The organism is Streptomyces sp. NPDC059850 (assembly GCF_042731515.1).
In the GTDB taxonomy this organism is placed as follows: Bacteria; Actinomycetota; Actinomycetes; order Streptomycetales; family Streptomycetaceae; genus Streptomyces.
In genome coordinates this window covers 30,215-43,223 of record NZ_JBHWJI010000011.1, presented here as the reverse complement: position 1 = coordinate 43,223, position 13,009 = coordinate 30,215, and the positions used below count along the sequence as shown (strand labels likewise).

17 protein-coding genes and 1 pseudogene are annotated in these 13,009 nt (G+C 69.1%); 10 read left to right on the top strand and 8 right to left on the bottom strand.

The features are described from left to right. Positions 1-48: 48 nt before the first annotated feature. From ACFV9T_RS11480 to ACFV9T_RS11465, 4 genes are all read left to right on the top strand, one after another. On the top strand, positions 49-720 hold the full coding sequence (locus ACFV9T_RS11480; protein WP_385438680.1) for a TetR/AcrR family transcriptional regulator C-terminal domain-containing protein: 672 nt from the start codon (positions 49-51) through the stop codon (positions 718-720). Further along, positions 717-2,174 (top strand): CoA transferase, encoded by a 1,458-nt coding sequence (locus ACFV9T_RS11475; RefSeq protein WP_385438678.1) that lies wholly within the window; start codon positions 717-719, stop codon positions 2,172-2,174. Before ACFV9T_RS11480 ends, ACFV9T_RS11475 begins: the two co-directional genes overlap by 4 nt. A 74-nt stretch (positions 2,175-2,248) precedes the next feature. Next, on the top strand, positions 2,249-2,713 hold the full coding sequence (locus ACFV9T_RS11470) for a nuclear transport factor 2 family protein (RefSeq protein ID WP_385438676.1): 465 nt from the start codon (positions 2,249-2,251) through the stop codon (positions 2,711-2,713). Then, positions 2,703-3,254, top strand: coding sequence for a hypothetical protein (locus ACFV9T_RS11465; protein WP_385438674.1), 552 nt, complete (start codon positions 2,703-2,705; stop codon positions 3,252-3,254). Before ACFV9T_RS11470 ends, ACFV9T_RS11465 begins: the two co-directional genes overlap by 11 nt. A 52-nt stretch (positions 3,255-3,306) precedes the next feature. On the opposite strand, the gene ACFV9T_RS11460 is transcribed toward ACFV9T_RS11465, so the two are convergent. The 6 genes from ACFV9T_RS11460 to ACFV9T_RS11435 form a co-directional block, all read right to left on the bottom strand. Next, a complete protein-coding gene (locus ACFV9T_RS11460; RefSeq protein ID WP_385438671.1) occupies positions 3,307-3,900 on the bottom strand; it encodes a hypothetical protein in 594 nt (197 codons plus the stop codon). A gap of 50 nt (positions 3,901-3,950) precedes the next feature. Next, entirely contained in the window at positions 3,951-4,463 is a 513-nt protein-coding gene (locus ACFV9T_RS11455; protein WP_385438669.1) for a DUF6879 family protein, read from the bottom strand. After that, the gene (locus tag ACFV9T_RS11450) at positions 4,460-4,984 is read right to left on the bottom strand and encodes a DUF6879 family protein (RefSeq protein WP_385438667.1); all 525 of its coding nucleotides are present in this window, start codon (positions 4,982-4,984) and stop codon (positions 4,460-4,462) included. Before ACFV9T_RS11450 ends, ACFV9T_RS11455 begins: the two co-directional genes overlap by 4 nt. Beyond that, on the bottom strand, positions 4,965-5,498 hold the full coding sequence (locus tag ACFV9T_RS11445) for a DUF6879 family protein (protein WP_385438664.1): 534 nt from the start codon (positions 5,496-5,498) through the stop codon (positions 4,965-4,967). Before ACFV9T_RS11445 ends, ACFV9T_RS11450 begins: the two co-directional genes overlap by 20 nt. Before the next feature lie 32 nt (positions 5,499-5,530). Further along, a complete protein-coding gene (locus ACFV9T_RS11440) occupies positions 5,531-5,941 on the bottom strand; it encodes a hypothetical protein (RefSeq protein ID WP_385438661.1) in 411 nt (136 codons plus the stop codon). Positions 5,942-6,321: 380 nt separating this feature from the next. After that, positions 6,322-7,035, bottom strand: coding sequence for a TauD/TfdA family dioxygenase (locus tag ACFV9T_RS11435; protein ID WP_385438659.1), 714 nt, complete (start codon positions 7,033-7,035; stop codon positions 6,322-6,324). A gap of 172 nt (positions 7,036-7,207) precedes the next feature. Here ACFV9T_RS11435 and ACFV9T_RS11430 point away from each other — a divergent pair, with 172 nt between their 5' ends. From ACFV9T_RS11430 to ACFV9T_RS11415, 4 genes and pseudogenes are all read left to right on the top strand, one after another. Next, on the top strand, positions 7,208-7,621 hold the full coding sequence (locus tag ACFV9T_RS11430) for an NUDIX domain-containing protein (protein ID WP_385438657.1): 414 nt from the start codon (positions 7,208-7,210) through the stop codon (positions 7,619-7,621). Between the two features lie 5 nt (positions 7,622-7,626). Then, the gene (locus tag ACFV9T_RS11425) at positions 7,627-8,823 is read left to right on the top strand and encodes a helix-turn-helix domain-containing protein (RefSeq protein WP_385438654.1); all 1,197 of its coding nucleotides are present in this window, start codon (positions 7,627-7,629) and stop codon (positions 8,821-8,823) included. Positions 8,824-9,217: 394 nt separating this feature from the next. Continuing rightward, positions 9,218-9,745 carry a DUF6879 family protein gene (locus tag ACFV9T_RS11420; protein WP_385438652.1) on the top strand — a complete coding sequence of 176 codons (528 nt, stop codon included), beginning with the start codon at positions 9,218-9,220 and terminating at the stop codon, positions 9,743-9,745. A gap of 25 nt (positions 9,746-9,770) precedes the next feature. Continuing rightward, positions 9,771-10,516: pseudogene (locus ACFV9T_RS11415) on the top strand (helix-turn-helix domain-containing protein). Positions 10,517-10,594: 78 nt separating this feature from the next. Here ACFV9T_RS11415 and ACFV9T_RS11410 read toward each other — a convergent pair. Both ACFV9T_RS11410 and ACFV9T_RS11405 read right to left on the bottom strand, forming a co-directional pair. After that, a complete protein-coding gene (locus ACFV9T_RS11410) occupies positions 10,595-10,813 on the bottom strand; it encodes a DUF397 domain-containing protein (RefSeq protein WP_385438649.1) in 219 nt (72 codons plus the stop codon). A gap of 13 nt (positions 10,814-10,826) precedes the next feature. After that, on the bottom strand, positions 10,827-11,678 hold the full coding sequence (locus tag ACFV9T_RS11405; protein WP_385438647.1) for a helix-turn-helix domain-containing protein: 852 nt from the start codon (positions 11,676-11,678) through the stop codon (positions 10,827-10,829). Between the two features lie 198 nt (positions 11,679-11,876). Here ACFV9T_RS11405 and ACFV9T_RS11400 point away from each other — a divergent pair, with 198 nt between their 5' ends. Together ACFV9T_RS11400 and ACFV9T_RS11395 are read left to right on the top strand one after the other, a co-directional pair. Beyond that, positions 11,877-12,206 (top strand): hypothetical protein, encoded by a 330-nt coding sequence (locus ACFV9T_RS11400; RefSeq protein ID WP_385438645.1) that lies wholly within the window; start codon positions 11,877-11,879, stop codon positions 12,204-12,206. 93 nt (positions 12,207-12,299) lie between these two features. After that, on the top strand, positions 12,300-12,974 hold the full coding sequence (locus ACFV9T_RS11395; protein ID WP_385438643.1) for a DNA alkylation repair protein: 675 nt from the start codon (positions 12,300-12,302) through the stop codon (positions 12,972-12,974). The last annotated feature ends 35 nt before the right edge of the window (positions 12,975-13,009 follow it).

Below are 13,009 nucleotides of genomic sequence, written 5' to 3'. Positions count from 1 at the left end.
ATTGTTAAGTTGTCAAGGGGGGTGGGGCTGAGCTGGGAGGATGACCACATGGCGACGACACGACTGGACCGGGACCAGGTGGTGGACACCGCGCTGCGGCTGCTCAACGAGGTGGGCCTCGAAGGGCTCACGCTGCGCCGGATCGCCAAGGAGCTGAACGTCCAGGCGCCCGCCCTGTACTGGCACTTCAAGAACAAGCAGGCGCTTCTGGACGAGATGGCCACCACGATCTTCCTGCGGTTGGCCGAGGAACCGGCGGACCCGGACGAGGCCACGACCTGGCAGGGACGCCTCCTCAGCTCCCAGCGCGCCCTGCGCCGCGCCCTGCTGCGCTACCGCGACGGGGCGAAGGTCTTCAGCGGCACCCGCTTCACCCGCACCGACCACGCCGTCTCGATGGAGGCTCACCTGCGCGTCTTCGTGGCGGCGGGCTTCACCCCGGGCGCCGCGGCCCGCGCCTCGTTCATCGCGTACGCCTTCACCCTCGGGTTCGTGATCGAGGAGCAGGCCGTCGAGCCGATGGCGGGCGAACGCCACCCCGGCTACGACGTCGAGGAGCGCGCCGACCTCATCGGCCCGGACTACCCCCTCGCGGGCGCCGTCGGCGCGGACCTCTTCCTCGACTACGAGTCCCGCTTCGAGGAGGGGCTGCGCACGATCGTCGCGGGCATCGAGGCCACGCTCGGCCCGGCTGGGCCCGGCGGCACAATGGCCCCATGACACCCGATGCCGCGACCGCCCACGCCTGGTCCGCCCTGGGCGGCGAGCCGTTGCTCGCCGAGCGGGTCTCGTACACCCCGGCGGGCGACGTGCTGCCCGCCCGGCTGCCGGTCCGCCAGCTGGCCCGGGCCACGGTCGGGGTCTGCTCGCTGGCCGCCGCCGAACTGGCCGCGCGGCGCGGTGGCGGCGGGATCCCCGCCGTACGGGTGGACGAGGGCGCGGTCGCCACCGCGTTCGTCAGCGAACGCCATCTGCGCATCGACGGCCGCCGCCCGACCAATTTCGCCCCGCTGTCCGGCTTCTGGCGCGCGGCGGACGGCTGGGTACGCACCCACGCCAACTACCCCCACCACCGGGCGAGGCTGCTTTCGGCGTTGGGCCTGCCGGAGGAGGGCGACCCCGACGCCCTCGCCGCCGAACTGGCCCAGCGCCCGTCCCGCGAAATCCAGGAGACGGCGTACGCGGCGGGCGCCCTGGCCGTGGCAGCCGTACGGCCAGGCGAACTCCCTGTCCGCACCCTCCCGTTGGTGGAGTACCGAGAGGTACGGAACGGCGGTAGCGGCGCGTGGCGGCAGTCCCTGCCGACGGTCGATGGTGCCCGGCCGCCACGCACGGCGGAGCCGCCCAGCGACGAGGGCCGCACAGACCCGTGCGGACGTTCACTTCCGGCAGAGGCGCACCCCTTCGGCTTCGGCTCACTCGCCTCCGCGCCCGCCGCAGGCGTCCGCGTACTCGACCTGACCCGGGTGATCGCGGGCCCCGTGGCCACCCGCACCCTGGCCCTCCTGGGCGCGGACGTGCTGCGCGTCGACTCCCCGCACCTCCCCGAGGACCCCGACGCCCACGCCGACACCGGCTTCGGCAAGCGCTCGACCCGCCTCGATCTCACCGACCCCCACGACCGCCGGACCTTCGACGAACTCCTCGCCCAGGCCGACGTGGTGGTCACCGCGTACCGCCCCGGCGCCCTCGACCGCTTCCTCACCCACCACCCCGGCCTGATCGTCGCCCAGCTCAACGCCTGGGGCTGGACCGGGGAGTGGGCCGACCGCCGCGGCTTCGACAGCCTGGTCCAGGCCGGAACCGGCATCGCCCAGCTTGAGGCTGGGGACGACGGCCACCCCGGCGTACTCCCCGCCCAGGCCCTCGACCACGGCACTGGCTACCTCATCGCCGCCGCCGTGCTCCGCGCCCTGGCCGACCGCTTGGACACCGGCGGCGGCCGCCACCTCCGCTTCTCCCTGGCCGGAACGGCGTCGTGGCTCCTCCACAACATCACCCCCACCCCGCCCCAGGACGGCCCGTACACCCCGGAGCCCTGGCTGTCCGAGCGCCCATCCCCGTACGGCCGCCTACGCCACGCCCTCCCCCCGATCGCCTACGACGGCGCTCCCCGCGACTGGACCAACCCACCCGGCCACTGGGGCACCGACACCCCGACGTGGGCCTCATGACCCGGGAGGTAATCGCGGGGCCGGTGCTCTCTCCGCGACAGTAGGGCGCAGCCAAGAAAAGGGAGTGATCAGCCGTGTCGTCAGCCACTGATACCACTGGTACGACCACCCGCGCCGTCGTGGAGGAACTGCTGCACCGCATCGCCGAGGGCGAACCCGAGCGCATCGCGGAGCTGTACGCCGAGCCGGGCGACTGGAAGCTGGCCTGGCCGGAGACCGAACACGGCCGTACCGCCACCCCGTGGATCCGCCACCGCTCCACCCGCGCCGACGCCGCCGCCCACTACCGCGAGCTGGCCGAACACCATGTGCCCGGGCAGGCGGCCACCGAGATCGAGCGCATCCTCATCGACGGCGACGACGCGGTCGTCCTGGGCGAGATCCGCCAGACCGCCCGCCCCACCGGCCGCGCCTACCGCGCCCGGTTCGCCCTGCACCTCACGGTCGAGGACGGCCTGATCACGCGACACCACGTCTACGAGGACAGCCTCGCGGTAGCCCAGGCCTTCGCCACCGGGCGGAGCCCCCATGACCAGTGACCACGCCGCGCGACGCAAACGCCCCTTCCTCGTCCTGCACGACTACGGCATGGGCGGTGTGTGGTGGCGGGTCCACGCCCGTTCCGAGCGGGAGATCCTCGAAACGTTCGCCTGGGTCGAGGTCGTCACCGACCCCGAGATCGTGGCCCGGTTCGAGGACAAGGAGCTGGACGAAGTCGACATCGACGCTCCCCACATGCCCGCCGGACTCGACGACCTTCGTGCCGAACGTGACGCACAGCGCGGACGCGAGGGCTTCGGCGCCCTCGCGGACCGGGACATCGTGCACCTGCGCCGCCGCTGGGACGAGGACGACGAGGAGCCCGTCGTGTACCTGATGGAAGTGGAGCCCGACGGCCGCCGGACTCGCCAGGTGGAGCTGGCCGAAGACGGCACCGCCGTGCGCAGCGGCCCCGACGACTGGGTGTTCAACACGCCGATCGTTGACCTCTACGACCCGGCGCTCGCGGCCCAAGAGATCACCCGGACCGAGTTCGAGGACCACTGGGCGAGGGCCCGCCACGTAGACGCCGACGGATAGGGAAGCCCCAGCGTGACCACACATGGTCGCTGGCATGCGCTGGGATTCCGGGTCAGGGGTGGCCGGGGGCGACGTCGAAGAGGGGATCGAGCGGATCGCCTTCGTACCCGACGACGAGGCAGGCAGTAGCGACCGGCCCCCGGGAGAGCTCCACGAGCCGGGCCAAGACCGTGGCCTCGGACGGCAGCCCGGCCGGGTCGAGGCCGAGCGCCTGGGCCGCGCGATCGCGTCGTTGGTCGAGGTCGGGCCAGCTCTCCCGGTACTCGTCGGCGACCGCCTGGAGTTGTTCGGCTGTCTGCCTGCGCGCGTCCCGCCACCACGGCGCCACGAGGCACAGCCGCACCAAGTCCGGCAGCCCGAGCGCGAGCGGTCCTGCCTCGCCGTCCAGGCTCACGTACACCACCGGGCGTTCCTCGCCGCCCTCGCCGACGAAGCAGAACGCGTCCCCCGAGCCCGCCCGCGCGAACTGCTCCAGCCGGAGTCCGGATGCGAGCCGTATGCCGTCTTCCAGCACATGGTCAGCCGGGTCCGTCGCGTCAAGGTCCGCGATCGCGGCGAAGAACGCGACGACTTCTTCGTCGGTGCCGAGGAGGGGGAGCAACGCGCCCGGCGCATCGGGTCCGACCGGTGCCTTCGATCCGTTCATCCAGCCACCGTAACCGGGGCCTCTGACACTGCCTCAGGTCTCTCCTCTATTCACTCTCCGTGCTTCGACCACCATTCAGAGAACGGCTCCGCGTGGGCGAGGGCCGTATCCCGGTAGCCGATGAACTCTTGCGCTTGCTCATCGGGGAGCGTTTCGCGCCCGATGACGGCCCCTGCGACGTCATAGCGCATGGTGACGGCAGTCTGTGCGTCGAAGAGCCAGAAGTCCCCTACCCCTGCGAGCGGGTTGGGCTTGTCGGTGGTGTCGAGGACGAAGAATTCCTCACCGCCGGTCTGATTCGTCCGGTAACCCCAACCGAGTTCGAAACGGAGGTAGGGCGTAAGCGGCCGAGAAAGGATGTGCACCCGGTAGACGCGCTTCCCCTGGCCGGTGTGAGAGCGAAGCTCTGCCACCCATTCGGCGTTGTAATCCTCCGGCCGAGGGTCCCCGGCGAGGAACCTTCCGTACGCCCCCGTGTTGCCCGACCCGCCGTAATCGTCCAGCGTTTCCAGCCGAAACGCCTCGCGCTCGAAGGTGTCGAACAGCTCGCCGAGACTCTTCATGCGTCCCCTCCTGGCCGGTACGTCGCGTGCGGAACTGCCCGCTCCCAGACGGATTCGAAGGCTGCGGCGACCATCCTCGCCATGGCCGGGTCGGACCGCACCTCCATGCCCGTGGCGGGGTCCCAGTTCCCGTCGCCGTCGAAGTGGTTGAAGATGACGATCTCTCCGTCGATCAGCCAGCAGTCCGCGCCCGGCAGCGCCAGATCGGCCGCGCGCCTTCGGGGCAACCAGCGCACCTCTTCTCCGGCGGCCACGTTATGGCGCTCCGTCACGTCGTACTCAAACCTGATGTACTCGCTGACGGGCTCCGAGACGACCCGGGCACGCCTCATCCGCACACCGCGCGAAACGGTCGCCACCACGAGGTCGAACCAGCTCTGCCACCGCTCGGCGGGGTCGAACCGCACCCCGGCGCGCCAGTCGGCGAAATCGGGGTCATCGGGTGTGTAGATGTCCCGCATCTCCAGATGCACCGCCGAGCGCTGCGCCTTCTCTAACGCCTCACGGACTGCTGTGGCCATCGATGTTGAACTCCTCATGAGGAATGGAGCGTCGCCAAACTGACTCGAAAGCGGTGGAGCAGAGCTTTACGACACCGGGGTCGTCGCTGAGCGACGGCCCGGCGGACGCACCGTCGCCGGTGAAGTGGTTGAACTCAACGAGCCGATCATCGAATACCCAGAAGTCATTGCCGGGCAGGGCCAGGTCCGAGGCCTGTCTGCGGGGCAGCCAGCGCACCAGTTCCCCGGCCTCGGTATTGTTGACCGTGCCCGCGTGTTCGAAGCGGATGTACTCGCTCACCGGCTCCGACACGATGCGCGCCCGCCGCATGATCACGCCTCGTCCGGCCGCTTCCGCGACGAGGTCCTTCCACGGCTGCCAGTACTCGGGGTTGTTCCATTCCCCGGTTTCCCGCCATTGGGCGAAGTCGCCAGTCTCGTAGTCGACCGCGTAAGCGTCGCGCATTTCCAGATGGACGGCCGACCGGCGGCAATCGGCTAGCAGTTCAGCGAAAGCCGGTACCTTCTGCGACATCGCACCCCTCCTTCCTGCGCTGCTCGCGAGCCCTACACGGCCTGAGGGCAAGGAATGTCCGGCCGCATGCGGTGGGGGCTGCATGCGATCAGGCACACGGACAGGAACCGTTGCCCGGTGAGGTACCAGCCGCCGACCACGTCCTCGCCCTGCGCGGCCCGGTCCACTGGACGGTTGACTGTATTGGCGAGGCGGTCGTCGTCGCGTTCGTGTTCCGATGCGAATGATGGTGCGGAAGCCCGCGCTTGTCCGCCGAACCATTCCGCTGCCTCCTGCGGGTCGGTCCAGGTTCCCTGGATGAAGGATGTGGGCTTGAGGAGCCAGTGGGCCAGTTCCAGGGGGACGACTTTGCTGGATCTGAATTCGGGGTGCAGCGGGCGTCGGGGGCCGTCCTTGTGTAAGTCGTGGGCGGATCCGAGCCAGGTGTAGCCGTGGTGGTGCATGTGCTCGCTCTCTCGGTGCAGAGCGGCCCCCACCTGAGGCGGGGGCCGCCCCGGAAACAACGACCCGGGCGACGAAGACGACACGCGGCCCCATCTGAGGCGGGGGCCGCGTGCTGGGTCACCTGCTACTGGCGGCCGCAGCCGTCGCCGTCACCGCAGCCGCCTTGCTGCCCGCCCTCGGTCGGCTCGTCGTCCTCGGGGTCCTGCCGGAGGACGACGGCCTTGTGTCCGCGTAAGTGCATCGGGATGATTCCTCTCGGTGCTGTCGGTCGCGGGGGCTCTCCTCGCGCCGTCGTGCACGTGCACCCGTTCCGTGCTGGGCTCGACCTGCCAGGGCTCCGGTCCAGCCGGGACGGGGGTCTTCAGGGGAAACGCGGCGCCTACCGACCCTGGGATGGGGCCTTCGGTTCGCCGAGGGCGCGGTAGCAGACGCGAGGGCCGTCGAAGGCAGTCCGGGCGTGCAGCCACCGGGTGTTGTCCAGGAGGTAGCCCTCTCCGGGCCGCAGGTGCCGCACCTGCTGGTGGCGGGCGATCACCGCCCGCAGGACGCGTAGGTACGGCTGGACCAGCGGCGAGAACCGCACCAGGGAGTCCCAGCGCAGCCGCAGCTCCGGACGCCCGTCGGGGCGGGTGCCGAAGACCGCGCCGAGATGGCCGTCCGCACCGCCGAAGTACGCGCTGCGGGGTGCGGAGAGGGCAGCCAGAGCATCGGGATGGTGCGCGGCAAGGTCGTCGCGGACCGTCCAGCCATCGGCGAGCAGGCACTCCCCGCCGCGCGTGGCGGGCCGATGGCAGACCAGCATCATCAGCCGTGGCGGCATGAGGGTGCCGGAGCGTTCGGTGTGCGGGAGGACTTCGGCGCTGGTGAGGCCCGTACACCCCGCCTGGTCGGCGTGATGCCCGGTGTCGCGGATGACGGTGAGGCCATCGGCATCGCTGTCAGGGTGCAGAGCGATGCGCATGATGCGGGACGCGCACTCAAGGACCGACCGGCGGGTAGCGAGTCCGTCGAGGTGGACCAGACCGGTGGTGTGGAGCCAGCCGACTGGTACGGGGAGTACGGCGCTGTCGACCTGCGCCGGAACAGGACTCATCCAAAGGCTCCTTGACGTGCGGGCATGGGAACTCTCTGGTCTCACTGTCGGGACCAGAGATCGCGACGTAAAGTGACTGATTGTCAACCTGCCGTGATGCCCGGAAGCCACAGTTGTGCTGTGGGCAGTGCTACGTTCCGGATGCCGCATCGTCGCCCTCGCGAAGGACTCCATGACACACGTGCCGCGCACCTTCCCCGTCTCCGTCAAAGGTGTCGCCATCGGCGGCGACGGCCGCGTCCTGCTGCTGCGCAATGAACGCGACGAGTGGGAATTGCCGGGCGGACGCCTCGAACTGGGCGAGACCCCGGAGCAATGCGTCAGCCGCGAGATCAAAGAGGAGTCCGGCTGGAGCGCTGACGCTCAGGCGCTGTTGGACGTCTGGGTATATCAGCCGATTCCCGATCGACACGTCTTGATCGTTACGTTCGGCTGTCGCGTCCTGAACCCGGACGTGGTTCCGGTGATGAGCGACGAACACAAAGAGATCGGGCTGTTCACCGCCGACGAGGTCCCTGGCTTGCGGATGCCCGATGGATACAAGGCGTCGGTCGCTGCCTGGTACCAACAGCACACCGGGTTGTAGGCGCCATGAGCGAGGGCGCAGCTGCGGCAGAGGACAATGGCAATCAGCTGCCGCTGCCGCGTGTGCTGCTCCCGCACGTTCAGTGGCACTGGGCGACCCCGCAAGCCGAATCCGTGCTGAGGTGTGGTGACCTGGGAGCGGTTCTGCGGTTCCACCGCCAGATTCACGGGTTGTCCCAGACCACGCTCGGGAACCTGCTCGGCTACGACAAGACGTACATCTCCATGGTCGAGAACGGACGGCGCACTATCGACGACGTGCCGTCACGGCGCCGCATCGCGGCCACGCTGCGTCTCCCACCCCACGTGCTCGGAGTGACCGATCCGACTGACGCCGACCACGTCGCCATGCTGCAGTTCGGAGACTCCACCGTCCGGCTTACCGAGATCGCCCGGCAGTCCGGCCACGCCAGGGAGGCGGTCGCAGAGCTGTGGCCGCTGGTCGCCCGGTTGGAAGGGCGCGTCGCCGATGGACACACCGAGCGCGAGGTTCTCGTCCTGCTGGCCCGCGCACGTGTAGGCCTCGGTGTCGCTCTGGGCCATGTTCTCCCCGAGGAACGTTTGCCCGTCGCCGCACGGTGGACCGGCCAGGGGCTGGCGGTCGCTCGGCACCTTGGCGATCCGGCGATGACCTCGTACGCGCTGCGCATGCACGGCAACGAACTCCGCAAGGCACGCCTCATCGGGGCCGCGGTGGACCGGCTTCGGCACGCGGTGGCCATCGCGCCGGGCGACGCGGAGCGGGCCGCGGCGCTCACACTGCTTGCCCGTGCGGCGGGAGAACTCGGCGATGGTGAACTGTTCGATGAGGCATTACGCGGCAATCGGGGCCTTCTCGAGCAGGTCGCGCACACGTCGCTGGTCAATCCCTTCGCACTCCACGAGATCCAGTTGCGCGGGCTGCTCAAGACCGGCCGGGCGGAGCGCGCGGTGCGGCTCATCGACTCGCAACCTCCGGCAAGTTACGCGGTCACCCCGCAGTGGCGCGTGATCGAGCACATCACCGCAGGCAGTGTGCTCCTGCGCCGAGGTGACCCCACCGGCGCCGACGAACGGCTCTCCGCCGCGGTCACCGACGCCACCGCGCACCGCCTCCCCCACCAACTGCAACGCGTCATCCGCGCCACCCGCCACGCCCTGCCCGCGACCCGCGAACGGGCCGAGCAGGGTCTGCAACGGCTGCGGCAGGACATGGCGGCCTGAAGGCTGACCTAGGCACCGCGCATTTCCAGATGTACGGCTGACCGGCGGCAATCGGCTAGCAGCTCGGCGGCCCGGCTGGCCGCGTCGGTGAGGCGGGCACGTTCGTGTTCCGACGTGAACGAGGCTGCGGAGGCCCGTGCTTGGCCGCCGAACCATTCCGCTGCCTGTTGCGGGTCGGTCCATGTGCCTGGATAAAGGAGGGCGGTTTGAGGAGCCAGTGGGCCAGTTCCAGGGGGACGACTTTGATGGATCTGAATTCGGGGTGCAGGGGGCGTCGGGGGCCGTCTTTCATGCGCCGCGTTCGAGGCGCCGGGCCACGCCAAGGGCATCCCGGAGAACGAGGCCGTGATCCGTATCCCCGCCAGGATGGTGCACATGATCAGGGAGGCTTGTGATGCCGTCGAGTGCGCCGACATTCGATGAGCTGATCGCCAACTGCACGCGCTCTGCCGTGCACCTGGAGATGCGCGACGCTTACGCCGTCGACTACGAAGAGGGCCCGTTCGCCGCATGGAGGAACGGTTTCCGCCACGACCCGGCGGACCGTGCGTCCTGGTGGCGTCCGTGGCTCGACTTGATCCAGGAGACCGTGAGCCGCGGCATCGTGGTGCGCCGGGCCCGTATCGTGTCCGAGCCGGTCAGCGAGTACAGCCGTTTCCTGTACGACGGCACGTTCACGAACGTCGCGGCTGGCGAACACGTGCGGTGGCTGCCTCGCCGACTGGCCTCCGACATCGCGTTGCCGGGCAACGACTTCTGGCTGTTCGACGGCCAGTGGATCCACTGGAATCACTTCGCCGGTGACGGATCGTGGACCGGCGAGGAGATCACCGACGACCCGGCCGCAGCCAAGCTGTGTGCCGAAGCGTTCGAAACGGTGTGGACACGCGCCACTCCGCACGACCAGTACGACATCCACTGACAGCGCGCACCGGACAGGCCAGCTCATGCCCATCTCCCCGTCCTCGTCCGCCCAAGCCGCACGCGCAGTCGTCGCGCGGAGGCTTCGCGACCTTCGCAAGAGCGCCGGGCTGACGGTCGTCGAGCTGGCCAACCGGTGCGACTGGCACCACTCCAAGACCTCCCGCATCGAGAACGCCCAGACCGGTCCGTCAGCGAAGGACATCCGTGCGTGGACCCATGCCTGCGCGGCAAGCGATCAGGCGGAAGATCTCATTGCTCAGTCCCTGCACGCCCGATGATGGTCCCGGGACTGTTGCAGACCGAGGGGTATGCGGCCGCGCTCCTGAGCAACATCGCAGACTTTCGCGGCATCCCGTTCAACGATGGCGCCGAGGCCGCAGCCGCGCGCGTTGAGCGATCCCGCATCATCCATGAACGGGGCCATCGGTTCGTGATGCTCATAGAGGAGGCAGTCCTATATGCCCAGTTGGGCGACGGGGACGCGATTGTGGCACAGCTTGGCTATCTGCTCACCGCCGGTGCACTGCCCCAGGTGTCGCTGGGCATCATCCCCATGGCCACACGTGAGCGGCGGCAGTGGCCGGTCGAGACGTTCCACGTGTATGACGACGCCCTCGTGTCGGTGGAGTTCGTTTCGGCGGAGGTCAACATCACCCAGCCTTCCGAGGTCGCCCTGTACCTGAAGGTGTTCGAGCAGTTGCGCGACATGGCCGTGTACGGGGCGGAGGCGCGGGCGTTGATCCTGAAGGCAATCGAGGCCCTGTACTGACCCCGGGCGCGACAAAAGCCCCCGCCTGGCCCAGCCCAGAGTCAAGACGGGCCCCCGCGACAGGGGCGGGGAGGGAATTCAGGAAGTCCAGCGGGCACATCGATCGGCGACGTGATCCAGCTGGCCCACCTTGGCGGCGCGTATGAAGGCTCTCAGGGGTGCCCGGGTGGTCGAGAGCACGGCCTCGGGGTGTTCGCTCTCGCGGAGCATGATGGTGTCGCGTTCCCCCGCCGCGACGTTCACGCAGGAAGCCGACTCCTGGCAGTACGAAGACTGGCGCCATGGGGACACGTTCATGTGCTGCTCCTTGTCACAGTTCTCGGATGAGGCCGTGGATGAAGTCGCGGGACTCCTCCTGGGTGAGCGCGATGCTCTCCATCTTGCCGATCACCAGCCGATACTTCTCCAACTGCGCCTCCGCGTCGAGGAGAAGCGAGCCGTGGGCCTGTTCCAGCAGGACCGTGTCGAGTTGGGGTACGGGGCCGGAGAAGTAGTTGATGGACTGGCCGGACCCGGCGAACGTGCCGTTGCGGAAGGGGATCACCTGGACGGTGATGTGTTCCCGCTCGCTCATGTCGATCACGTGCTGAAGCTGGGCCCGGGCCGTCTGCGGTCCACCGAATGGCATGCGCAGAGCGGCCTCGTGGATCACCGCTTTGCAGGGAGTGGGCTCGTCGCCGTAGAGGATGCGCTGCCGCTTGATGCGGTAGGACACGCGGTCCTCGATGTCGGGTGGCGGGAGGGCGGGGACGCCTTCGGCGAAGATCGCGCGGGCGTGGTCGACGGTCTGGAGCAGGCCGGGGATGTGCAGCACGGTGGCCAGCGCGATTGCTGATGCGTGGTGTTCGAGCTCGGCCAGGTCGAGCTGCCCCAGGGGCAGCAGGTCCCGGTACTCCTCCCACCAGCCGCGCTGCTGCTTGCCAGTCATGGCGATGAGAGCGGTGATGAGGTCTTCGTCGCCGCACGCGTAGTTCCCGGCCAGGGTGCGGATGCTGCGCTCACTGAGGCCGAAGCGGCCGGTCTCGATGTTGCTGACGCGGGCCTGCTTGGCTCCGATCAGCTCAGCGGCTTCCCGGGTGTTCAGACCCGCGCGCTCGCGCAGTTTGCGCAGCTCGGCGCCAAGGCGAAGCTGACGTGCGGTCGGAGTTGCTCTCGGCGGCATGCGGTTCTCCGTGTTCGAACTGGCGCTGTTGGCGTCACTGGAACGAGGGAAAGGTTAGATACCTCTCGTCATTCCGTAGAAGTAATTCTACCTTGCGCTCTACCCTGTGAGCCAGGCCACTTCGTGCGGCGGTGGTCCGCAACTGCCCAGACTCGGTCTTCCTTTGACCCAACTCCACCTCCCGGCAAGGAGACACGCATGGTCACCGTATCCCCGGAGCAGCCCGGCCCTGAGTCGTTCGACCTCGGCAAAGAACTCCGCGCTCTCGCCCTCGCCACCGCGCCGCGCCTCTTCGCCGTGGCTCGCATCCACCCGTACGAGGGCACCGACGAGGTGGACGTGGAGATCGCGGCGTGGGGCATGGACTACGGCGATGGGCGCACCGAAGTGGTCGGGTCCGGGCAGCGGTTGGTGCTGTCCTCGCCGGAGCGGGTGGAGGCGTGGTTCTCGCGGGGTGCGGTCACCGCGCAGCTCGTGTGGCTCGCGCCGTCGACGGGGGCCTCGCTCGACCCCGGCTTGGCGGCCTGACCTGCGGCCGCTGGCGCCTGACCTCCGGCTGCTGAGCTGATCCGCCACTTCCGCCGTAGTCTGAGACGCGCGCCTGAGGGACAGGAGAACACGGTGGCCGAGACGACGCTGACCGAGGTGATGGCCGAGCTGGCCGCGCTTGAGGATCCGAAGATCCGCGCGGTGAACGAGAAGCACGGTGACGATCACGGGGTGAACCTCACCAAGCTGCGCGCGCTCGCGAAGCGGCTGAAGACGCGGCAGGACCTGGCGCGTCAGCTCTGGGAGACGGGCGACAGCGCGGCGCGGCTGCTGGCGCTGCTGATCTGCCGCCCGAAGGCGTTCGAGCGGGACGAGCTGGACGGCATGCTGCGCGGGGCGCGCACGCCCAAGGTGCACGACTGGCTCGTGAACTACGTGGTGAAGAAGCATCCGGAGGCGGAAGAGTTGCGTCTGGCCTGGTTCGCCGATCCGGATCCCGTCGTCGCGAGTGCGGGCTGGGCGCTCACCACCGAGCGGGTGGCGAAGAAGCCCGAGGGCCTCGATCTCGGGGGACTGCTCGATGTCATCGAGGCGGAGATGAAGGACGCCCCGGACCGCCTGCAGTGGGCGATGAACCACTGCCTGGCACAGATCGGGATCGAGCACGCCCGGCACCGCACCCGCGCGCTCGGCATCGGTGAGCGCCTGGAAGTGCTCAAGGACTATCCGACGCCGCCGGGCTGTACGTCCCCGTTCGCGCCGATCTGGATCGGTGAGATGGTGCGTCGGCAGGAAGACAAGAGCTGACCTGTCCGGCAGCGGGCCTGTGAACCTTTCTGCCT